The 23,727-nt window shown below is 44.0% G+C and carries 23 protein-coding genes; 17 read left to right on the top strand and 6 right to left on the bottom strand.

Going from position 1 to position 23,727, the window contains the following annotated elements:
• The first annotated feature begins 133 nt into the window (after positions 1–133).
• From CUN85_RS00385 to cobN, 11 genes are all read left to right on the top strand, one after another.
• Complete coding sequence (locus tag CUN85_RS00385; protein WP_135387861.1) at positions 134–1,360, top strand: translation initiation factor IF-2 subunit gamma; 1,227 nt, start codon at positions 134–136, stop codon at positions 1,358–1,360.
• Positions 1,357–1,734 (top strand): DNA-binding protein, encoded by a 378-nt coding sequence (locus CUN85_RS00380; RefSeq protein ID WP_135387859.1) that lies wholly within the window; start codon positions 1,357–1,359, stop codon positions 1,732–1,734. The genes CUN85_RS00385 and CUN85_RS00380 overlap by 4 nt, the downstream gene beginning before the upstream one ends.
• Before the next feature lie 53 nt (positions 1,735–1,787).
• Entirely contained in the window at positions 1,788–2,354 is a 567-nt protein-coding gene (locus CUN85_RS00375; RefSeq protein ID WP_135387858.1) for a DNA-directed RNA polymerase, read from the top strand.
• A gap of 15 nt (positions 2,355–2,369) precedes the next feature.
• Entirely contained in the window at positions 2,370–2,555 is a 186-nt protein-coding gene (spt4, locus tag CUN85_RS00370; RefSeq protein WP_135387856.1) for a transcription elongation factor subunit Spt4, read from the top strand.
• Entirely contained in the window at positions 2,556–3,146 is a 591-nt protein-coding gene (locus tag CUN85_RS00365) for a GTP-dependent dephospho-CoA kinase family protein (protein WP_235856134.1), read from the top strand.
• Positions 3,127–3,441, top strand: coding sequence for a 30S ribosomal protein S24e (locus CUN85_RS00360; RefSeq protein ID WP_135387854.1), 315 nt, complete (start codon positions 3,127–3,129; stop codon positions 3,439–3,441). The genes CUN85_RS00365 and CUN85_RS00360 overlap by 20 nt, the downstream gene beginning before the upstream one ends.
• 9 nt (positions 3,442–3,450) lie before the next feature.
• Positions 3,451–3,600, top strand: a complete 150-nt coding sequence (locus CUN85_RS00355; RefSeq protein WP_135387852.1) for a 30S ribosomal protein S27ae — start codon at positions 3,451–3,453, stop codon at positions 3,598–3,600.
• A gap of 350 nt (positions 3,601–3,950) precedes the next feature.
• Positions 3,951–4,625 carry a DUF2162 domain-containing protein gene (locus CUN85_RS00350; protein WP_135387850.1) on the top strand — a complete coding sequence of 225 codons (675 nt, stop codon included), beginning with the start codon at positions 3,951–3,953 and terminating at the stop codon, positions 4,623–4,625.
• Positions 4,626–4,627: 2 nt separating this feature from the next.
• The gene (locus CUN85_RS00345) at positions 4,628–5,251 is read left to right on the top strand and encodes a MotA/TolQ/ExbB proton channel family protein (RefSeq protein ID WP_135387848.1); all 624 of its coding nucleotides are present in this window, start codon (positions 4,628–4,630) and stop codon (positions 5,249–5,251) included.
• On the top strand, positions 5,248–5,610 hold the full coding sequence (locus tag CUN85_RS00340) for a DUF2149 domain-containing protein (protein WP_135387846.1): 363 nt from the start codon (positions 5,248–5,250) through the stop codon (positions 5,608–5,610). Before CUN85_RS00345 ends, CUN85_RS00340 begins: the two co-directional genes overlap by 4 nt.
• Positions 5,611–5,767: 157 nt before the next feature.
• Positions 5,768–10,999, top strand: a complete 5,232-nt coding sequence (cobN, locus tag CUN85_RS00335) for a cobaltochelatase subunit CobN (RefSeq protein WP_135387844.1) — start codon at positions 5,768–5,770, stop codon at positions 10,997–10,999.
• Between the two features lie 262 nt (positions 11,000–11,261).
• On the opposite strand, the gene CUN85_RS00330 is transcribed toward cobN, so the two are convergent.
• On the bottom strand, positions 11,262–11,591 hold the full coding sequence (locus CUN85_RS00330) for an antibiotic biosynthesis monooxygenase family protein (RefSeq protein ID WP_167848738.1): 330 nt from the start codon (positions 11,589–11,591) through the stop codon (positions 11,262–11,264).
• Positions 11,592–11,833: 242 nt separating this feature from the next.
• Between CUN85_RS00330 and CUN85_RS00325 the strand changes: the two genes are divergently transcribed.
• Genes CUN85_RS00325 through CUN85_RS00305 form a run of 5 tightly spaced genes read left to right on the top strand, consistent with a single transcriptional unit; the run spans position 11,834 to position 18,831 of the window.
• Positions 11,834–16,066, top strand: a complete 4,233-nt coding sequence (locus tag CUN85_RS00325) for a S8 family serine peptidase (protein WP_135387840.1) — start codon at positions 11,834–11,836, stop codon at positions 16,064–16,066.
• Positions 16,067–16,104: 38 nt separating this feature from the next.
• Positions 16,105–17,097 carry a bifunctional N(6)-L-threonylcarbamoyladenine synthase/serine/threonine protein kinase gene (locus CUN85_RS00320; protein ID WP_135387838.1) on the top strand — a complete coding sequence of 331 codons (993 nt, stop codon included), beginning with the start codon at positions 16,105–16,107 and terminating at the stop codon, positions 17,095–17,097.
• A 23-nt stretch (positions 17,098–17,120) separates the two neighbouring features.
• Positions 17,121–17,693, top strand: a complete 573-nt coding sequence (locus CUN85_RS00315) for a Kae1-associated kinase Bud32 (protein WP_135387836.1) — start codon at positions 17,121–17,123, stop codon at positions 17,691–17,693.
• Positions 17,686–18,231 carry an XTP/dITP diphosphatase gene (locus CUN85_RS00310; RefSeq protein ID WP_135387834.1) on the top strand — a complete coding sequence of 182 codons (546 nt, stop codon included), beginning with the start codon at positions 17,686–17,688 and terminating at the stop codon, positions 18,229–18,231. The genes CUN85_RS00315 and CUN85_RS00310 overlap by 8 nt, the downstream gene beginning before the upstream one ends.
• 12 nt (positions 18,232–18,243) lie before the next feature.
• Positions 18,244–18,831 (top strand): hypothetical protein, encoded by a 588-nt coding sequence (locus CUN85_RS00305; RefSeq protein WP_135387832.1) that lies wholly within the window; start codon positions 18,244–18,246, stop codon positions 18,829–18,831.
• A gap of 22 nt (positions 18,832–18,853) precedes the next feature.
• On the opposite strand, the gene CUN85_RS00300 is transcribed toward CUN85_RS00305, so the two are convergent.
• From CUN85_RS00300 to CUN85_RS00290, 3 genes are all read right to left on the bottom strand, one after another.
• A complete protein-coding gene (locus CUN85_RS00300) occupies positions 18,854–19,735 on the bottom strand; it encodes an archaellin/type IV pilin N-terminal domain-containing protein (protein ID WP_135387830.1) in 882 nt (293 codons plus the stop codon).
• Positions 19,736–19,969: 234 nt separating this feature from the next.
• Positions 19,970–20,635: a cyclase family protein gene (locus tag CUN85_RS00295; protein WP_235856145.1), complete on the bottom strand. Its 666-nt coding sequence runs from the start codon at positions 20,633–20,635 to the stop codon at positions 19,970–19,972.
• A 22-nt stretch (positions 20,636–20,657) separates the two neighbouring features.
• Positions 20,658–21,299: a histidinol phosphate phosphatase domain-containing protein gene (locus CUN85_RS00290; RefSeq protein ID WP_135387826.1), complete on the bottom strand. Its 642-nt coding sequence runs from the start codon at positions 21,297–21,299 to the stop codon at positions 20,658–20,660.
• Between the two features lie 174 nt (positions 21,300–21,473).
• Here CUN85_RS00290 and CUN85_RS00285 point away from each other — a divergent pair, with 174 nt between their 5' ends.
• Entirely contained in the window at positions 21,474–21,764 is a 291-nt protein-coding gene (locus CUN85_RS00285) for a DUF211 domain-containing protein (RefSeq protein ID WP_135387824.1), read from the top strand.
• Positions 21,765–21,797: 33 nt separating this feature from the next.
• On the opposite strand, the gene CUN85_RS00280 is transcribed toward CUN85_RS00285, so the two are convergent.
• Entirely contained in the window at positions 21,798–22,787 is a 990-nt protein-coding gene (locus CUN85_RS00280; protein WP_135387822.1) for a tetratricopeptide repeat protein, read from the bottom strand.
• A gap of 134 nt (positions 22,788–22,921) precedes the next feature.
• A complete protein-coding gene (locus tag CUN85_RS00275) occupies positions 22,922–23,698 on the bottom strand; it encodes an RlmE family RNA methyltransferase (RefSeq protein WP_135387820.1) in 777 nt (258 codons plus the stop codon).
• Positions 23,699–23,727: the final 29 nt, after the last annotated feature.

The raw sequence follows: 23,727 nt of genomic DNA, 5'->3' as shown, positions 1-23,727 counted from the left end.
AATATTGATAAAGCTGTTGAAATCATTTAAATATGATTAATTGAATGATAGCACAAATCTAAATTGCAATCAATAAAATCTTTCATACATTTTGTACGTTCGAATTATTGCTCAACCGGAGGGAAATTAAAAATTGAGTCAACCTAGCGTTAATATCGGCATGGTAGGCCATGTCGACCATGGAAAAACCACACTTGTCAGCGCACTGTCAGGAGTCTGGACAGATACACATAGTGAAGAGATGAAACGTGGCATATCGATCCGCCTCGGATACGCGGATGCAACATTCAGGAAGTGCCCTAACTGCCCGGAACCACAGTGCTATACGGTTTCCAGGAAATGTGAAGGATGCAATGAGCCTTCCGAAGAGCTCAGGACAGTGTCCTTTGTAGACGCACCTGGCCACGAGACACTCATGGCCACCATGCTTTCAGGTGCTGCCATTATGGACGGAGCTATCCTTGTCATCGCCGCAAATGAGGAATGTCCGCAACCGCAGACCAAAGAACACCTTATGGCCCTGAATATCATAGGTATCAAAAATCTGATAATCGTGCAGAACAAGATAGACCTGGTTTCCAGGGAGCAACTGATAGAACATTACCATCAGATCAAGGAATTTGTCAAAGGAACTGTAGCTGAGAATTCACCAATCATACCGATCTCTGCCCAGCAGAACACTAATGTCGATTCCCTGATACAGGCAATGGAAGAGATCATACCAACCCCAGTCCATAAACTCGGCAAGCATCCACATATGCTGATTGCAAGATCTTTCGATATCAACAAACCCGGCACCCCCATAAAGGACATATCCGGCGGAGTGATCGGCGGTACATTGACAGAAGGTGCACTTCATGCAGGTGATGAGCTGGAGATATGCCCCGGCATAAAGATCGAAAGCGAGGGGACAACCAGATGGAAACCGATAATGACAAGGATTTCCAGGATAGTGGCCGGAAAAGAACCCGTTGATCAGGCAACCCCCGGAGGCTTGCTTGCAGTTGGGACCAGCCTTGATCCCGCACTTACAAAGAGCGATACACTTACCGGGCAGGTCGCAGGTTCACCCGGAACACTACCACCAACTCACGACTTGTTTACACTTGAACTGCACCTGCTTGAAAGGGTCGTAGGAGTTACAGATGAAGAGGAGATCGGTCCGATCAAGACAAGCGAACCTCTGATGCTCAACGTTGGTACCGCCACCACCGTAGGTGTTGTTACCAGTGCGCGAAAGGACACTGCAGAGGTAAAGCTCAAAAGACCGGTCTGTGCAGACATCGGGGCAACAGTGGCCATCAGCAGGCGTGTTGGATCCCGCTGGCGTCTGATTGGCGTAGGAGTAATTAAGGATTGAAAGTCATCATCGATACTAATGGCCTGATGATACCGGTACAGTTCAATGTCGATATTTTCGAGGAGCTCAAAAGACTTGGATATGACAGGTACATCGTGCCTCTTTCTGTGATCAGAGAACTTGAATCGCTCCGGAAGGGACTCAAAGGGAAGGACAGAACAGCTGCAAAGGTGGCATATTCACTTGCTCAGAGGTGTGACATCGTTGAAACATCAGGACATGCTGATGATGTCATAATCGATCTTGCTGCAAAACTTTGTGCAGCCGTACTGACCAACGATATCGGATTGAGGAATAGGCTTGAGGACAGGAGCATTCCGATCATATGCCTGCGCCAGAAGAACAGGCTTGAGAAGATCACAGATGAAGTTTAAAGATCAAATAAATCATTTAGGTTAATCATATCAGGATAATTGGAGTCAATCACATGTACAAAAAGATGAAACTCGCGGACACAATTCGTGTGGCGCCAGGCCTTCTGGGCGGAGATGTGAAAACGAATGTCAAAGCTGCATTGAAGGATAAACTTGAAGGCAGGATCGACAAGGCACTGGGTGCCATAGTTGCCGTTACTGAAATCGAAACTATAGGAGAAGGGCACATCCTCGTGGGCGACGGTGCTGTGTATTATGATGCTACTTTTGAAGCTATAGTATTCGTTCCGGTAATACAGGAAGTCATTGAAGGAGAAATCGTTGAAACCGTTGATTTCGGTGCTTTTATCAGTATCGGAGCAATGGACGGGCTTTTACATGTGAGCCAGATCACCGACGACTTCATGTCTTATGACGGCAAGAACGGCAGGCTTGTCAGCAAGACTGGTGGCAGGGCCCTTTCAGAAGGCGACAAGATCAGAGCCCGCATAGTAGCGGTCAGTATCAATGAAAGGGAACCCAGGGAAAGCAAGATCGGGCTTACGATGAGGCAGCATTCCCTCGGGAAGATCGAATGGATCGAAGAAGAGAAAAAACCTAAAGCCGAGAAGGCGGAATGATCAGGAGGCAGATAGATGAGTGATCAGGTTTGTCGCGAATGTCATCGCATAATCTCCAGCCAGACATGCCCCATCTGCGGATCCAGTAACCTTAGTGCAGACTGGAGCGGCATGGTTATAATAATAGACCCGGAAAATTCAGAGATAGCAAAGAAGATCGATGTGAAAGTAGCCGACAAGTACGCCCTGAAGGTGCGCTAGTTGGGACCACAGATCGTCCTGTATGAACAACTAAGACCGCTTTTTAGTAAGATATTTGGTGTTTTATATACAGGCAGCGGAGATGACACTATCAGGGAGCTTTCCAAGGACCTTGGAAGTCCCACAAAACTTATATCCGTAGGTGATGTTACTACATTCCACTTGCTCAATTCAGATATCATACCGGACGTCCTGATAGTGGATGACCGGACAAAACGCGGTCCGGCTTCAGACCGGGTCGTTGTGGGCACAAAGCACAAGGGTTTCACAGAGATATTCGTTGACAACCCAGCCGGGGTAATAACCGAAGATCTGATAGATGCCGTTGAGAACGCCATCAAATCAGATGAACATGTCAGAATATTCGTGCGCGGCGAAGAAGACCTTGCAGCTTTACCCGCCATTCTAACGGCACCATCTGGATCGGTTGTTCTATATGGGCAACCAGACAAGGGTGTCGTACTCGTAAGAATCACTCAATCCAAAAAGGAAGAGATCAGAGGCCTGCTAAACAAGATAATTGAAGCGCAGGACAACAAGGAAGAAATAAGAACCATTTGGAGAAAATTAGATGGACATCAAGATCATTAAGGAAAAAAACAACGCACCCCTCAACAGGCGTGAGTTGGACCTGAACATTGGATTCGACGGGGCAACCCCATCCAGGGACCAGGTAAAAGGAAAAGTTGCGGCTATGCTGAACGTACCTCTGGAACTTGTTATTGTTCAGAGGATGAAGAATGAGTTCGGTAGACAGGCAGTAAGTGCATATGTCAAAATATATGAGAATGCAGAACGCATGAAACAAGTAGAAGCGAAGTATGTCCTGAAAAGGAACGCACTTCCTGAAGCTGAAGAAGAGGCAGCTGAAGCTCCGGCAGAATAAGGTGATATAATGGCAGTAAAGGATCATTACAAGGTAAGCGGCGATTCTATCGAGCGGACACACCAGTCATGCCCTCGTTGCGGTGAAGGCGTGTTCCTTGCAGAGCACAAGGACAGACGCTCCTGCGGAAAATGCGGTTACACCGAATTTAAAAAGTAATTTTTTTAATTAGTTCGTTTTCATTTAGTTCAGTTTTCACACAACCAGCAGGTTGTGAAATTTCTTTTTTTGACTTTTGTCACATGATCAATTAACTTACTTAGCGAACTTTATTAAACCTACCATGTTAAGACAAGTAAGACCTGCAATGTTTTTCTGGAGTATCAAAGAATTTTGATTAGAAAAATCAATTTAGCAAGATATAAATAGATGTTATGTGTTACCTTAGATGCAAACACTTGAATGCTATATTGAAACTCACATGATCATAATATCAAATATGCATTCCATTTAAATACATAAATAAAATTAAACAAAAACACAATATAATGTTTAATTGGTAGGTTGAAATGAATACGATTTATGCAGCAGCCATAGGCATCCTTATTGGTATATTCATATTCGGTCTGAAGACCGGAATTGGATGCGGGTTTTCAAAACTGGAAAAGAAAAAAGTACTTTTACTTGCCAGCGGTTACTTTATTATATCTGTCATCCTGGGGAGTCTTGTGGGGCTGGTCGACCAGTCTTATTTAGAAGGGATCGCGAACCTTGGAATGACGCTTCATGTCCTTATTGCACTGATCCTGATAGCAACCGGAATATACACCCAGAAGAAATGGAACTGCGGACATGATGTTTCAAAAAAGACCTTTTTGGTGATCTCAATTCCCTGCCCCGTTTGCCTGACTGCTCTTTTTGTATCCTGCATGATACTTGCTTCAAGTCTTGAGATGAGCGGATGGAAAGTGGGTATCATAGTAGGTCTCGTCTTCTTCTTATCAGTGATATCGTCAACCTTTGTCTTCAGAAAAATGGGACGCACCCCTGAAGACCTTGGGACCGTAATGATGTTCCTGGGGATATTCTACATGCTCGGAGCAATGCTTGTTCCGGCATATATCAAGGCAAAGCAGATGAATATCTCAGCAATGGAAGGAGGGAGTTTTGAGATACTGCCATTGATATTCTTTTCTATTTTCATCCTCGGGGGTTTCGCTTTTAATCATATGAGAGGTCAATAAAAATGGATATAACTTCGTCTTTGTTCGCCATACTGTACACGTTCTCATCTTCACTGCTATACCCGGTCGTGATCATACTCCTGTTACTGGTACTCTTTTCACTGATCCTTATAGGAGAGTTCCTGTCGGAATATGCAAAACGTAGTCGTGATGTGAGCAACCTTGAGAATTGTTGTCTTGAGGCCAGGAATAAGCTTACTGACAAATCACTTGGAACAGCTGCAGAAGCCCTTCGAAGTATCAGTCAGAACTTCATGGTAACAAATTTTGCAATGGAGGCAGCAGCCCATCTGGAAAAGAACATGATCCCTGCTATCGAATGGCTATCACAGGAGTATGAGATCAGGATGGCAAAGCGTCTTGAGCAGACCAGGATCGTGGCAACCATCGCACCGATGCTGGGCCTGATGGGAACCCTTATTCCCCTAGGACCAGCACTCATCGGATTGTCAGAGGGTGACATCGTGCAGCTTGCAAACAACCTTATGATTGCCTTTGCAACAACCGTAGTCGGGCTCTTTGCAGGAACCATAGGCTATGTGCTTACCCAGGTAAGGAAAAGATGGTACTGGCAGGACATGGCTGATATCAATTACATTCTGGACACACTCGAGGTAGGAGAATGAAACGCAGAAGATACAGGCGAACGGGATTGATAAACAACGAAGATGAGCAGAATCCCCTCACAGGTGTTGCCAACCTCTTTGATATTGCCATGGTCTTCTCTGTGGCACTGCTGGTGGCACTGGTGATGTCCTATCAGCTACCTGAACTCCTCAGCCCCACAGATGATATCACCATCGTAAAGAATCCGGGTCAAGAGGATATGAAAATAATCATCAAAGAAAAAGGTCAACCTATAGAGGTCCTGAACATGACCGACCAGATCGGAGGTGGTACAGGCGAGGCCTTGGGTACTGCGTACAAACTGGCTGACGGGAGAGTGGTCTATGTGCCGGAGGATGACAACGAGTTCTCTACTTAATTTTTTTCATTGACTTGCGCAAATTAAAGTGTTTTAAATCAAGTTATATTTAATATGATGTGAAATTCAGAGAACTAAAGAACAAAAAAAGTGATTCGAGCACTTCGGAAAAAGCTTGGCGGCGCTCCCGAAGTGCTCACACGCCATCGGTGATAACATGCAAGAAAGAAATATATTGGTAATAGTATTAAGTGTATTGTTGTTAACTTCACTTATCACGGTTGCATCTGCAGCTGGAAGTGATTATTACTTGGTTGCTAATACGACCAGCGATTCTGACGGAAATTTTGTTTTTGAAGATATTCCAAATGGGGAGTATATACTATATGCCGTTAACAATTCATATTCCAATAAATATCAGGAATGGAGATGGTATAACGGAAAAACGGATGTCAGTGTGAACGGTTCAGATATTACGGAACTTGACGTGGAAGTAGCTAGTGGTTCGGATATCGATGAGAATGAAGTGCTTGCATATCTTGACAGGTCAGCAATAGAAGGATTTACATACCTCTACGCAATGAGCAATTACTATTACAAAGCAAGCACACTGGTACTTGTTGATAAGCAGACTGATGAACCAGTTGCTAATACGACCAGTGATTCGGAAGGATATTTTGTTTTTGAAGATATTCCAAACGGGGAGTATATACTATATGCCGTTAACAATTCATATTCCAATAAATATCAGGAATGGAGATGGTATAACGGAAAAACGGACATCAGTTTGAACGGTTCAGATATTACGAACCTTGATGTGGAAGTAGCTAGTGGTTCGGATATCGATGAGAATGAAGTGCTTGCGTACCTTGAAAGGTCAACCATAGAGGGAACCACATATCTTTACGCAATGAGCAATTACTATTACAAAGCAAGCACATTGACCCTTGTAGACAAACGAACTGATGAATTGGTAGCTAACACAATCAGTGATTATGAGGGAAATTTTGTTTTTGAGGACATACCAAATGGTGAATATATCCTGTACGCAGTTAACAATTCATATTCCAATAAATATCAGGAATGGAGATGGTATAACGGAAAAACGGATGTCAGTTTGAACGGTTCAGATATTACGGAACTTGAAGTGGAGATAGCTAGTGGTTCAGATATCGATGAGAATGAAGTGCTTGCATATCTTGACAGGTCTGCTATAGAGGGATCTACATACCTCTACGCAATGAGTAATTACTATTACAAAGCAAGTAACGTAGTCCTGTTAAAACAACGACAATCCGCAGAGAGGAATAATGCTCCTCACCTTAACATCTCCTTTGTTACAGGTTATTCGTCCTATGAGAATCAACTTGATTCCGTTGCCGAAAGAATCAATGCCAATACTGACCTTAATATAACTTTCAAACATTATGTAACGACCAAAATACCTGACAATATAGACCTCAGCCAGGAAGATATAATCTATATCGTAATGGTGACCCAGAGTGCAGGCATTCTTGAGAATACAGTCCAAGATGCAATTGATAACGGAGCAGTTGTAATAGGTTCGAACACATATTTGCCAGAGAGTGATTACGACATACCCGCACAGTTTGCAGATGAGACCGAATTTAAGAAGTATCTTTCTAATTATTGGTCAGGAGGGTCTTCTGATGAAGCAAATTTTGACAATCTGATTTTCTATCTGTCACAGACTTTCTGCAATCGATCGGACTTAAAATATGAGGGACCGACAGGTCTTGATAGCGCAATCTATCATCCTGCAATGACATCAACGGTTACTGAATACTTCACAAATAGTGCAGATGAGTATTTTGAATGGTATGCAGGCAGGACAAATGGCCATGCATTTGATGAGAATGCAGCAACCGTGGGCATCACATTTTATAGGTCATACTACCCTGATGACATGGACCCCATCGACAGACTCATAGAGGGTTTTGAAGAGAAGGGTGTGAATGTAGTTGCATGTTATGGTAATGCTGATAATTACATGGATAGTTACCTGAATCACAGTAACCGGACAAAAGTGAATACTGTTGTTTCCCTTCACTACCGTGGCAATTATTTTCAGACAGAGGAACTTGGAGTTCCCATCGTGAATGCCATACTCAACGGATATATGAACACGAGCCAGTGGATAGGAACGAGCACTCCTTTACCAGTTACTAATATGCTCAGGATATATGGCCCGGAAACAGAAGGGATGATCGACCCAATCATGTTCGGCGCCAAGGAGACAATGCGCTTGGAAAACAGTACTGCTGAGAAATACATTGCTCACAATGGACAGGTACAGTGGCTGGTTGACCGCACTACTTCCCAGGCAAATCTCGGCATCAAGGATGAAGCTGACAAGAAGGTTGCCATCATCTACTACAATCATGGCGGAGGCAAAGACAACATCGGTGCATCGTATCTTGAAGTCACACCAAGTATCGTCAACCTTCTCGAAGGTATGGCAGATGCAGGTTACAATGTGGATAGTAGCCTGCTACCCAACAAGACAGAGCTTGTTAACCTCATGATTCATCAGGGAAGGAATGTCGGGACATGGGCCCCCGGAGAACTTGAAAAACTTGTTGAGACAGGAGAGGTCGTGCTGCTTCCCGAGAGCACTTACTTGTCATGGTTCAATGAGCTTCCTGAAGATAGAAGAAAAGAGGTCATTGATATGTGGGGTGAGGCTCCCGGGGAGATAATGGTCCACACAGACGACAACGGTGACAGGTTCATTGTCATCCCTGAGATCCGGCTCAGTGATAATGTGGTCCTTGCACCCCAACCCACAAGAGGATGGCTGCAGGACAATGAAGTGCTCTATCATGATACTGAACTGCCGCCTCACCATCAGTACATTGCATTCTATCTCTGGCTGCAGCACGAGTTCGATGCCGATGTGATGGTAAACATGGGAAGGCACGGTACTGTTGAGTGGCTGCCAGGGAAAGACTTCTGCCTGCTCAGCGACGAATGGCCTGCACTCATGCTCGGGGACATACCGGTCATCTATCCATATGTAATGGACGGAATGGGTGAAGGCATGCAGGCAAAACGCAGGGGAAATGCTGTCGTTATCGACCACCTGATACCACCTGTAGTATCTGCCGGCCTATACGGCAATTACAGCGCCCTCAGCAGTGAGATAACATCCTACCAGACCTCTTTTGCAGAGGATGATGACCTGAAACAGGCTCATCTGCAGGACATAATTGATCTGGCAATTGAGCTTGGGCTTGATGAGCATGTCAACATGGCCTTAGCTGACAACAATGAGACAGTTGATGAATTCCTTGATGAGCTCACGGATGTACTCTATGAACTCAGGAGCCTGTCAATGCCATACGGCCTGCACATACTCGGGGAAGCACCCGAGGACCAGGAACTTGTGGGAATGGTCAATTCTATGCTTGGCAGCGGGTTTGCTGAACAGGTTGCAACATACAATGATTCGGATTCTGCAAATTACGACCTGCTGTCAAAGGTACTTTTGGAAGAAGATGACATAACTGATGCACAAATACAGATACTTGGCACCACTTCCACAGATATCGAGACATACCTGAGCACTGCTATTGATTATGCAGAAATGCTTGCTGAGGCAGAAAACGAGGTCCAGCAGGTCCTCAAGGCCATGAATGGAGAATACATACGACCAAACCTTGGCGGTGACCCGGTACTGCGTCCGGACACGTTGCCTTCAGGCAGCAATTTCTATGCCTTTGACGAACAGCTAATTCCAACAAAACAGGCCTGGGAGCAGGGTAAGGCCCTTGTTGACCATTGGCTTACTGAATATTATGCAGAGAATGGGGAATATCCCACAAAGGTGGGGTACATCCTCTGGGCAGGAGAATCCACACGCCATCAAGGCATCATGGAGTCACAGCTCCTTTACATGATGGGGATAGAACCTGTGTGGAATTCTGCTAACGGCAAGGTGGAGGACGTTAAGTTCATCGACTCCTCCGAACTGGGAAGACCACGTGTCGATGTCATTGTACAGATATCCGGCCTGTACAGGGACACATTCCCTATGAAGGTGCAGTTGATAGACAAGGCTGTAAGGCTTGCCTATGAGCAGGAAGAGAGCGACCAGTATGACAACTACGTGGCACAGAACACAGATGCTTTGCAGGTAGTCCTGAATGAAACGATTCAGGACAGGGATCTTTCACTTGATGTCGCACTGTTCAGGATATTCGGTCCGGCCGACGGGAACTATGGAACAGGCATGGCAAACACCGTGGACGCCAGTGACACGTGGGAGAACAACACCGAGCTTGCAGAGCTTTATGTCAGCAGGATGAGCTACGTCTACGGCCAGGATATCTGGGGACAGACTATCGCCGAATACATCAAACAGCAAACCGGCCGGGTAGTGGATATCGATAATACGGCTGTCTTTGAGAACAACCTGAAAGACACACAGACCATATTCCACAGCAGGAGTTCCAATACGTATGGTGCACTTGATACGGATGATTTCTACCAGTACATGGGCGGACTGTACAATGCCATCAAATACATTTCCGGCACTGCTCCTGAGGCGTATGTTGTGAACCTGCAGAACCTCAATGACTTTGAGATACAGACACTCCAGACCTATATCGCAAACGAACTCTATGCAAGGTATTTTAACCCATCCTGGATAAGCGGTATGCAGCAGCATGGTTTTGAGGGTGCTGGAGAGATGGAGAACTTCCTTGAGAACCTCTGGGGATGGGAAGCCCTTAACCCAGACCTTATAAGTGATGATATCTGGAACAAGGTCTATGACAACTACTTCGCCAATGCTGAGCTTAGCGACTGGCTCAAGGAGAACAACCCTTATGCCTACCAGTCAATGGTTGCCAGGATGACCGAAACCATCAGAAAGGATAGCTGGGATGCGTCTGATGATGCTCTCCGAAACCTTGTTTCTGAACAGGTCAGATCCGTAATTGAAAGCGGTGCGACATGCTGTCACCATACATGCGGCAATATCCTGAACCAGAACTTTGTGGACGGAATAGCACAGGCCATGGTTGAGACCGGAGAACTCAGTCAGGCAGAAATGGATCAGTACAGGGAGATTATGAAGACGGCCACAACTGCAGCTGATAAAAAAACCGAATCCACCACGAATCCAGCCAGTTCTACTTCCAGTTCAAGTAATACCGGCAAAGAGCTCAGCATAGTGGAAACAGGTTCAGGGAACCAGACTGTAAACGATGCCGGGGCAGGTGCGGACCTTGATAGTGAAGCTTCTGTAAAGTCACCGTCCCCGGATAACTATGTGGAAGGCTACGAAATGACCAAGGATAGTACCACTAATCCCGAAAGCAGGAGTAACACCTCATTCTCCGGTTCGGACGTCATAGCATCTATATTGGTATTAGCTGGTGTGGGAGCTATATACCTAGGATTCTGGAGAAGGAGAAAGTTTTAACGACTCTTTTGGCGCTTTTCAAGCCAAAAAGCGCCTCTTCAATTTTATTTGTGGGGCCTGTGGAACCCCCTGGATCAGCCTCATCGGGAGAAAGTAACATATTCCACCACAACCATACAGTACATTTCGAATAATCGTTGACTTTATTGCTACCAGAATATTGACAGAGCCCTGAATAGGATACTTTGTGTGGCTTAGAATTTTGTTATCCAGAGGATATCCTCGCCTTTGTGGCAAATTGTGAGTATTCAGTTGAAATGAGCTATTCTTTTTGTACCAGTGGAGATGGAATAGTAATCACTTTTTTCATGGTATGTGGTTCAATTTCATTACATAGATCTTTGAACTTCACAAAAGCAGTCTTAAATTCGAGAGTTTCCCGCCATGCTTGCAAACTTTCTAAATTATCCCACGGACCAAGAGAAATAAACCTGTTCTTTTGCTCCAAATCTTGTAACATTATAACGTTACAAGCCCCTTTTTGACTTTGCATGGTCCAATTAGCGAAATCCATCCAGGTTCTTAAAAAGGTTTCTTCTTTGCCGGTTTTTACAGACCAGACTCCAACTGAGTATATAGCTTCTTCATCCACATTAGTTCCCCTTTTTATATTCTGTCTCATTTACTTTAATATTTATGGTAATGTAAATTGGAGTCCATCAAATTATTCCACAGTTTTCTCTATCATTTTGAGGAGCTAAAGCTGCTTATATGAAAACTGCAATTAGCAATGATTTCTACAGAGATATGATTTATTTTTTTATTAGACATTAGATATAAATATATTTAATATAATATCGTGTTATTCTGAGTATAGCCAAAGGATGTTGGTTCATGCACATGAAAAACAAGACCCTGATAATATTAATCCTCATTCTTTTCACGATATCAAATGCTTCAGCTAGTAGCGATAACAGAGATCTCGCCAACAACAACCTCATTCTCCTAAAGGCCGGACACATAGACACTGACAAAATTACCGGATCTGAGAAAAAGACCAACGATACAGCGGCCCGGGATATTTCGACCATGTCCATTAAAGATACGGAAAATTACTACATAGTACAATTTACCGGCCCTGTAAGGGAAATATGGAAAAGGGACATAATATCGAAGGGAGCTGTAATCTACGACTATGTTCCGAACAATGCTTTCATCTTCAGGATGAACGATGATGTGAAGGTACAGGTACAGTCACTTGATTTTGTCAGATGGATAGGAGAGTATCAGGCTTCCTATAAGTATGAACCCGGACTTACCGAGAAAGAAGATTTCCAGATATCAGCCACCGATATCCAGTATGAAAGAGCATACCATGTACTGCTTTTCTCAGAATCTGACAACAAAAAGATAAGTTCAGAGATCAAAAATCTCGGTGTGGAGGTTCTTTCAGTTTCCGGTGATGTGATAAGGGTACTCACCCTGTCTGATAAACTGCCCGAAATAGCAGAAATTGATGGCGTCAGCTGGATCGAGGAATACGTTCAGCCAACTATCAACAACGATGTTGCTGCAGAAATCATTACTGTGAACACAACACGTGAAAACTATGGGCTTACCGGCAGTGGACAGATCGTGGCTGTTTGTGACACCGGACTTGATACAGGCATGAACGATAATACAATGCATGAAGACCTTAGGGGAAGGATTATAGAGATTTTTGATGTGGCAGGCGATAAAGATACAAGAGATTTATATTCGGGCCATGGAACTCACGTCGCGGGATCAGTTTTAGGCAATGGCCATCGTTCCAGCGGACAGTACGCAGGAATGGCACCAGAGGCTAAATTAGTATTTCAAGCAATTGGAAAGTCTAAAGATAATTTAGTTCTTCCAGCTGATTTAAACGATCTTTTCCTGCAAACCTATAATACCGATACAAGTACAAGAATACACTCTAATAGTTGGGGAGGGGATGTTAATGGGAAGTATACTGAGGAATCACGACAGGTAGATTTGTTCATCTGGAAGCACCCTGATATGCTGATTGTTTTTGCTGCAGGTAACGAGGGTCCAGACAGTAAAACAATCGGTTACCCGGCGACAGCAAAGAACGCTCTGACAGTAGGTGCTTCGGAAAATGACAGACCTGAAGAAGGACATTACTCGGATAACGTTAATGATGTTGCATCGTTTAGTAGCCGCGGTCCTACCGCAGATGATCGAATAAAACCTGATGTGGTTGCACCGGGAACATATATTGCTTCTACAAGATCAAGTGAGGCAACTACAGATACTGAATATGGCAAAGCAATTAATAGCGATTATCTTTACCTGAGCGGCACAAGTATGTCAACACCGATAGTAGCAGGTTCTGCTGCCCTAATAAGACAGTACTATATGGACATAGAGAACGTACCCAACCCCAGTGCTGCACTCATAAAAGCTACGTTAATCAACGGAGCGCGTGATATAGATCCAGAAAGTACCGGCAGGCCAGATTACTCCCAGGGTTGGGGGCGTGTTGATGTCGAGAATTCCGTATATCCACAATACCCGAGAATTATCAGATATTTTGATAATGTTAAACCATTGAACACCAGCGATTCGTGGAATGTGACTTACGATATAGCTGATTCATCGGACATGCTCAGAGTAACACTTGTCTGGACTGATTATCCGGGACTGGTTTCAGCAAGTAAAACACTTGTAAATAACCTTGATCTTACAGTTACAGGCCCTGAGGGTACATATTATGGAAATTATGATCTAAGTAACGCGCCTGATGATACAAACAATGTTGAAAGTATTGAATTGACTAATCCTGTTGCCGGGATCTATACAGTAGAAGTAAATGGCACAGAGATAAATGAGGGCCCTCAGAATTTCTCTCTTGTAGCATATTTTACATGTGATGTTGATGGATTCCCTGCCAGTAATTCGTTCACTGAGGACAATACCACCACTGTTTATCTTAACTTCACACATCCCGAAGGAATCAATGCAAGCTCTATAAACATGACCATTGATGAATCACTGGTAAATTCCATATCAGAACCCATAGATGGTGGATACAGGGTTGAGAACCGGACTGAAAACCCATACACAGAAGGATATCATAATGTGTTTGTCAGTGCAATGACAAACCAGAATGAAGAAATTAATCACAAATGGAGTTTTTATGTCAGTACCGATGAGAATATAATAAGCATTCAGGGGCTTGAAGAGAATGCAGTGATACAGGAAGAAAGTTTTGATATCAACATTAGTAACAGGAAATTATGTGATTTCTGGTATAATATTGATAATGGTTTGAATATTACAGCTGGTAACGCTTTTTCAATTAATACAAGTTTAAATGTAAGTGAAGGTCACCATAATATCACAGTCTTTGCCGAGGATATCACAGGAAATATCAGTTCAGCCACCGTGAACTTCACTGTATTTACCAGTCAGCCAAGTGTCGATTTACCGGTATCCGGAATGATCTATTACCTGCCTGCTGATAACTTCTCCCTGAACGGAACTGCAGGAATAGCAACCAATATCTCGGTCGATGTTAATGGGATCATTACCAAAGAGTCATGGCCTGTTTCAAATGGCATGTTCAATTTGACGAACATCCCGTTGTCGAACGGAACGAATACTGTTAATGTCAGTTCCATCTTCAATAATTCTGAGAAGAACTACTTCAGTTCCAACACAACGATCCACCTTAGTCTTGGAGATACATTCAACACTGAAGGAAATGATGAGGTCAGCCTTTCTGTCCCGGGTATTAGCAATAATGTCAGTAAGCCTGCCATTAACTTCAACATCACAGGCACACCATCCAATCCCGGAAACATCTCTGTAGCTCTTGTAAGAGGAGTGGAGCCTGAGAACGGTTCGATTCTTGCAGCAAGTCCGATCGATATCAGAGTGATTAATGAATCTGATGTTAACTATTCGCATCAGTTTGACGAGGATGTGTCCCTTACACTAGGATACGACCCTTACCTTGTGAACAATACGGACAAGCTTGTAGTCGCATGGTATGATGAAAATGAAAGAACATGGATTCCATTCAGAAGCACAGTGAACAGCACTGCAAATACCACAACCACGAATATCACTCACCTTAGTATCTATGCTCCACTTGAGGACAATACTGCACCAGTGATCAGTGGCCTTTCAAGTTCCAGAAAATCATCATCCATAACAATCTCATGGAACGAATCCGACGATACAGATCGTGTTGAGATATGGAAAAATGGTGTGTTACTGGAGAACAGTTCTGACCAGCAGATAACAGACACAGGTCTTTCTGCCAGTACAAGCTACAGTTATGGCCTAAGACCAATCGATTTTGTAGGAAATATTGGAAACTGGACAAATACGACCGTAACGACATTATCTTCTGATGATGACGGAAATGATAATAGCGGCGGTGGAGGTGGAGGAGGCGGCTCCACAGGTGAAGATAATGAGAACATCGCCTTCAAGGATGTACTCACAGTATATGCAGGAAAGGACGAGCTCGCGGACTTTGATTTCAATGATGAGAATAACGATATTGATTATGTCCGCTACCTGTCACTGAAGAACGCGGGAAAAATCACTGTTACCATCGAGGTTTTAAAGAACACCTCCACGTTTTCCAATAGTGCGGCCTCCGGCACAGTTTATAAGAACATAAATATCTGGATCGGAAAAACAGGTTATGCCACAGAGGAAAACATCAAGGACCCTGCAATCGGATTCAGGGTTGACAGGAAATGGCTGCTTGACAATGGGATCGATCAGTCATCCATAAAACTTCAACGATACTCAGGAGGAGCATGGAGTAAATTATCTACAGAACTGTCTGGCTCCGATGATAAATACCTTTACTTTGAAGCAAAGACACCTGGATTTTCACCTTTTGCCATAACAGGAATGAGTACGGGAGCTCAGATAGAGACTACAGTTGACGGTACTGTCCTGATGAAAGAAGAAATCGAAACTAATGAATATCCTCTTACAAAGAATACATCAAGGTCAGGAACAGACTCTTCAACATCCGGTACAATGCTATTAGTCTATACGGGATTAACAGGACTAATTCTTACCATCGCCTACTTACTGATAAGAAAACAGCAAAATTAATATTATGATGCTGACCATTAAGCGCTGGAGAAATAGATTTGAAAGGAACAGTCCTTGGTATAGAGGGCACTGCATGGAATCTCAGCGTTGCCATAGTAAATGAGAAAAATGTCATATCAGAGGCCACTGATACATACAGTCCGCCAACCGGAGGCATTCATCCGCGTGAAGCTGCGCAGCATCATGCCAAATACGCTTCTGCTATGATTAAGCAAGCCCTTGAAGAGGCTAAGGAAAAAGGCATCAGAACTTCTGACATCGATGCTATCTCTTTCTCGCAGGGACCCGGACTTGGTGCCTGTCTGCGCACTGTGGCCACCGCAGCGAGGATGCTTTCGATAAAACTTGATGTACCACTTGCAGGTGTTAACCACTGTCTCGCACACATAGAGGTCGGACGCTGGAAGACACCCGCTGAGGATCCTGTGACACTATATGTAAGTGGCGCCAACTCCCAGGTACTGGCTTACCGGATGGGAAGATATCGTGTTTTCGGCGAGACCCTGGACATAGGTCTTGGAAATGCCTTTGATAAATTTGCAAGAGGTGCAGGCCTCAGTCATCCGGGCGGACCGAAGATAGAGCAGCTGGCTAAACAGTCAGCGAACTACATCCCCATGCCCTATGTGGTCAAAGGGATGGACCTATCCTTCTCAGGACTCTCAACTGCAGCAACGGAAGCCCTGAAGAGATATCCCATCGAAGATGTATGCTACTCATTGCAGGAAAACGCCTTTGCCATGGTCGTAGAGGTAACCGAACGTGCACTTGCACATGCAGAAAAGAATGAGGTACTGCTTGCAGGTGGTGTGGGAGCTAATATGCGACTTCGGGAAATGCTGGACATAATGTGTGAGGAAAGAGGAGCATCCTTCTATGTACCCGAAAAAAGATTTATGGGGGATAACGGGGCCATGATAGCTTATCTGGGGCTTCTTATGTATGAAGCAGGAGATACTCTGGCTATCGAAGATTCACATGTGAATCCGAATTTCAGGCCTGACGACGTGGATGTCAGCTGGCGTAAATGATCATGGAAAGGTGAAGTGATATTATGTATCTGACAAGAGGTGCCGAAGCCACAGTTAAAGTAGAGGGGGGATATGTAATCAAAGTGAGAATCCCTAAACAATACCGCCAGAAGGAACTTGACGAACGCATCCGGAAAGAAAGGACAAAGAACGAGGCACGTCTGATATCCGAAGCCCGGCGTCTGGGCATACCGACTCCAATAGTGCACGACGTACAGAACTCAACAATCGTTATGCAATACATACCGGGAACACCTCTGAAATATGTTGTCGATGAAAGTTTAAGCGAAAGGCTCGGAGAACTTGTGGGAAACCTGCATACGGGCGGCATCATACATGGTGATCTTACAACTTCAAATATGATAGTTTATAACGACAGGATATACATGATAGATTTCGGACTATCTTTCATTGATCCGGGTATCGAGGCAAGAGGAGTGGATATACATGTCCTGTTCCAGACCTTTGAGAGCACCCATCACGATCATGAGATACTTACAGATGCTTTTTGCAGAGGTTACAGGCAAACGTGTGATAATGCTGAAGAAGTGCTGGAAAGAGTAAGAGATATAGAAAAAAGAGGCAGATATGCGTAAGATAGTTTTTGTGACAGGTAATAAAGGCAAGTTCGGTGAAGCAAAGGAAATTCTTGCGGTAAAAGGGATAGAGGTTATCCAGAACCGTGACGGCTATCCCGAACTACAGGAAGATGAGCTTGAACCCATCGCAGCATATGGAGCAAAATGGGCAGCTGAGAAACTGGGAATGCCCGTGATGGTGGATGATTCGGGGCTTTTCATTAAGGCACTCAAAGGATTCCCCGGACCTTACTCTGCCTTTGTGGAAGAGAAACTAGGGAACGGAAGAGTGCTTAAACTTATGGAAGATGAAAAGGATAGGACCGCAACCTTCAAATCCGTCATTGGCTACTGCGAGCCCGGCTCAGAGCCAAAGGTATTCACCGGAACAGTAGAGGGTAAGATATCTTATGAAGAACGTGGAACCGGCGGCTTTGGATATGACCCTATTTTTGATTATAACGGGAAAACATTCGGTGAACTTGGTAATGAAGAAAAGAACAAGGTCTCCCATCGAAGAAGGGCCATTGACAATTTCTTCGAATGGCTGGATTAAAACAGGAGAAGAATGGGACGAAATGACAGGGGATTCTGGAAAGACACCAGAGGTATCGATACAGTACCCCAGAAAATGGTGTTCTATCTCATCAGCGCAGGAGTAATCCTTATCCTTGTAACAGTCTCATGGAACAATGTTTCTCCGTACCTGACCGGATCACAGGTTGAAAAAGAGATCAATGACCTTTCTGTGGAACTGCTCTCCATTCAAAACGGATACCCAAGAGACTTAAAGGATGTACAAAGTACGGAGGGCTCAATGTGCACCGCACAATTATCCCTTCCGGATAATGTACAATATATATCATTAGGAGTCGATCCGGACCCGGATACTGACGGGGATCTAAGTAATTCCCCGTGGATTGTTGAGAATAACACAATTATCGTTCAATATTATAATGGAATGAAGAAGCGATTCCTGATCAGTGGTGAAGATATCCAATTCCGAAAAGGTATTCCCGGTGAAAAAGGAGAGTGGAACATTGACACAGGCAGTCTGTCCGAAAATAAAGGAATTGTTATTGAGAATCCTGTTGCAGGTGAATTCGTTTTTGAACTTGTTCTAAATGACGGAAAATACACTCTGTCTCACTTTTAATATTTGACATTCAAACCTGCTTTCAGTATCTTAGCAGAATGTATTTTTCATTAAAATAAGCACCAGGTGTTGTAAAGTCGAACACTACAAGAGCTCCTGCTTCAGGCCTTACCTGGAAAGATACTTCTGTCCGGGGTTTGAGACCCTCATAGTCCATATTATCTTCCCTGAAAACCTGTCGAATATCAACTATGACCTCCATGATATCACCTGTTCTTAACACCGGCTGTGTGGCCTTGAATGATGTTTGATCACGAGAACGTATCGGACTTACAGAGAAGTACTCATCTGTAGGTTTATGTATCTCAGTACTCGTATCTGATGTATCATACCTTACATTGGCAACATGCTCACCATCTGAAAGATAGATGATCAGTTGCGACAGATCAACGTCCTCACTGCCAGGACCGAGGGATACGGAGATGTGTAATTTTGTGATCTCACCATACTCGACCTCATCACCGACAGTAATCGTTCCAGGAATAACAGAGCCAGATTCTGTAGTTACAGTGAAATTATTTTCACCCGTCTGAGAAAAACGTTGTTCGTAAAAAGAACCATCGGCAACCGAGATAGCATCTCCCCCATTTATTGAGACATTAAAAGCTCCCGAAGAAGAGATCCATTCGACTATCTGGCCCTTATAGCAGATTAGATTTGCATTTGATATCGAATCATTTGTTACTGTGATCGTTGAGTATTTCGCACGTTCGCCTTCCACACGGTCTACACGCATGTTGGATGCGACCTCCCTGGTGGTTTCCTGGCCTGTCTGAGAAGCCTTCTGCTGAAGCACACCGGAGGTTTTTATCAGGAGTGCTGATGCCACAGCAGCTACCAGTACCATCGATATGAAAATAATTAAAGTACCTATGCCTACTTGTGCACGGTCATCACTGTGCATTGTACGCTTCTGATTTGCTTTCGTGCGATTTCCCTCATCAACGTTTTAACAATTGTGTAATATGAATATCTGCTTCATAGTATATTAATTCTATTATTTAATAAATTTAGGTATTGAGCAGAAGGAAGTGCAAAAAAACATTGCACTCACTTGAAACTGTTACACATGACATAATATAACATATCTCATATTTAAATGAATGTATTAATATGTTAGTGTCTGTATAAAAATAGATTATTTATTCAAAAATCCTTTCTCGACCAGAACCACACGTGCAGGTGCTGCTTCACAACCATGCAGTTTCAAAGGTAAACATATAAAATCATACAGGCCGGGTTCGACTCCGGATAGATCCAGGTTTTCTACAATAATCACCCCGTTCTCCAGAAACAGCCGGTGGTTATTCAGGGACTGAGACACATCTACAGAAAGAGTGTCCACCCCGACTGCCCTGAAACCGTGCTCCATTATCCAGGAGCCTGCATCGGACTGCAGACACCTTTGAGCAGTAAAAGGGGTTTCATCCGGGTCTTCATGAGCGTACTCGTGAGTTTTTATCAGCAGGACCCGGACATCACTTGCATCATATCCTTCAAATCCTGCAAAAGCAAGTACCAGGTCATCAAGCGATATATCCGTACTTACAAAGGAGAGGTCGAGAACTAAAGCCCCATCCACAAACGATTCTATCGGGATATTGTCAATATTTGGGCCGCCATCAATAATATGGGAAGGCGCATCCACATGAGTTCCGGTATGAGTACCAAAGCTAACCCGGGAAACCGCATACCCGTCACCTCTGATGGAGTATACCGATTCTATAAGGGTTTCCGGATCCCCCGGATATACACATGTATCCGAAGATATGCCGACAGAGATATCAATGATCTTCCTGCGCATTTGAAACAATTATCGGAATCACCTATCTTTTCAGGAAGCGCATTGAGTTATCAAGCACCGCATTTGCCTGCTTTTCATTAAGTCCCGCACCCATTGCTACCATCTTTGCAAAATCACGATCTATAAGGTCATTGGGACTGTGCGCATCAGTATCCACAACAAGTGTTGCACCTGCTTCCATTCCTATCCTTGCTACATGCCCGTTCGTTCTGTTATGCCCATTGCGTGCGGTTATTTCAAGGCACACATCGTTATCCCGGGCAGTCTCAGCTTCCTCCGGGGTTATAAAACCCGGATGTGCAAGTATGTCAACGTCACTAAGTTCAACTGAAACAGCATTCGTACCCGGCATAACAGGTTCGTTGATCGTCTCACCATGGACCACAACGATCTCAGCCCCCAGTTCTCTTGCTTTCCGTGCCAAGGGAGCGATCTTCCGGGGAGGAACGTGTGTTATCTCGACACCTATAGCCACCTGGATCTCAAGTTCATCTTCCAGATACTTAGCCTTCCTGACATTCTCCAGAACATGTTCTACATTGGAAAAATCAACGTGATCCGTAATCCCTATCGCCCTGTAACCCTTAACTACCGCCCTTCTTACAAGCTCACTGGGAATTAGTTCACCATCACTGAAGATTGAGTGAGTATGCATATCTATCATGATAATACCTTAGACCTATTTTTCGGAATTTGAATTTTATACATAGCTATGCATCTAACTCTAATAAAACCATCCATGGGCTTTAAATTCCAGAAGCCTTAAACTATCAGCAAGCTCATATCCCACAATAGTAGTTTAACTATCAGCATATTCCTATCAGGAAGGAGGTAAAAAGTGACAGGAATCAGAAGATTGGTCCTTGATGTACTAAAACCCCATCATCCATCAATCGTGGAGCTCTCCAATGTATTGAGTGTGATTGATGGCGTCCATGGTGTCAACCTTAGCCTATATGAAGTAGACCAGCAGACGGAGACCGTCAAAATCACTGTGGAAGGAGAAAATCTGGATTATGAAGAAATAAAGAATTCAATTGAGGAACTGGGAGCTGTGGTACATAGCATAGATGAAATTGCTGCAGGCCAAAGACTTGTAGAGGAAGTGGAGACTCTGCAGGAGAGATAAAAAGGCAGCATTTACTCTTTTTAGGTACGGAATTCAGAGATTTGAGTAAACCTTTGCGATATTGTCCATGATTCCTTCGTGTTCAACAGGAAAACGATTTACTGTAAACACTTTTAAGGATTGATGGTAGGAACTTGCTGCCTTTTCAGAATTCACTTTTTTGTTTTCTATCGCAGACAGTTCAAAATAAGCGTTACCCAGATTATTCTGTACAGTAGCATATTCTACAGGCTGAGCATCAATTGTCAGTATATCCAGAGCACTGTTATATGCAGCTACGGCTTTGTTGATATTGGATCTTTTATCAGTGAATTCCGATATTTCCAGATACAGATTCCCAAGGTTGTTCTGCACACCCGCATATTCCACAGGATATACATTTTTTCTGAAAACTCTCAAAGACTCATTATAGGACTTTACAGCTGCTAACAGGTATTCTGAATCATTTTGTCGGACACCCATTTTCCTATAGGCGTTTCCAAGCCTGTTATTTGCTGATGCAAAGTAATGAGGATCGCTGGCCACAGTATAGTAACTAAGTGATTCCTCATAGTAATTTATCGCGGTCTGAAGATCTCCTTTCCTGTTATTCAACCCGTATAAGTTCAGGCAGGCATCACCCAGACCGTACTGCACAAGAGCGAATTCCCCCGGATGATTCTCTTTTGCCAGATAACGCGCAGCCACATTGTATGCGGATATGCTGTTCTGCAGATTGCCGGAGGCATTTACCTGAGAAGCCATCCCCCCGTATGTTTTACCACAATAGTAGTGATTCATTCCATACTGTTTTGGGAATTCATCGGGGGAGATCAGTTCAAAAACACTACCATAGATTATTAAAGCCTGTTCATGTTGTCCTTTTTCACTTAACTTGTTCGCTTCTTCCCAGCGGCTTTCTACTTCGCCAATTGTCTGTTTTACCATGAATTGATCGAAAAGTGCAGCACCAGCTATAAGGAGGATTGCAATTGCAGCGACCACAGCAATACGCCCCGGAATCTTTCTTGGAACAGGTAACATTGAGCCAGACCCCATACTGGAAGTGATGCAGATATCACATCATCGTCAGCATCATATTTAAGATTTAATCTAAGTTATCAGACTATGCCTAAAAGCCATATCAACCCAGAACACCTTGGGAAAACTACAGATGATCAGGGTTCCATAACTTTAATGACATCCGCAAAGGCAAAATTCGGTTTTACATCCTTTATTTTGATCTTCACGTAATCACCCACCTGTACATTTTTCACAAAGACCACAAAACCTTCTACCAGAACAGCTCCATCCCCGCTAGAACCCAGTTCCTTTATCTCGATATCGAACTCATCGCCTCTGCGAAGAGGTGCCGTGAGGAACTTCTTACCGACAACGTATATCTCGGCACTCTGGGACCTTGAAGCGTGTGGAGAGTATGAACGGGTAAAAGTAAAGTTATTGCGCACCTCGTCAAGGAAACCTTTGAACATGTCTCCCTGGAAGACCTTTACAACGAAATTGCCCCCGGGTTTCAATATCTTTCTGGCACATTCAAGAGCAGAGGTAGTCAGGTCTATGGACCTTGCATGATCAAGGCTCCAGTTTCCGGAAAGATTCGGTGCGGCGTCACATATAACAACATCGGCACCTGCCTTACCAACCATGTCCAGTATCTTCTCCACAGTCCGGTCCGAAGTGATATCACCCCTGATAGTCTCAACACCTTCGATCGGGCTTATCTTTTTCAGATCGACACCAACTACTCTTCCTTCAGACAACTTTTTTGCTACTTCGAGCCAGCCACCGGGAGCAGCCCCCAAATCTACTACCGTATCCCCTTGTTTAATAACACCATGCTTTTCATTTATCTGTAAAAGTTTGTAGGAAGCCCTGGAGCGAAAACCTTCATCCTTAGCCCGCCAATAATAATTGTCCCGTCTGTCTCTTGCCATACGAATCTGCTACCTGATTATATCCAACT

It is taken from the genome of Methanolobus halotolerans (assembly GCF_004745425.1).
Classification (GTDB): Archaea; Halobacteriota; Methanosarcinia; order Methanosarcinales; family Methanosarcinaceae; genus Methanolobus; species Methanolobus halotolerans.
This window is presented reverse-complemented; position numbering and strand designations above follow the sequence as displayed.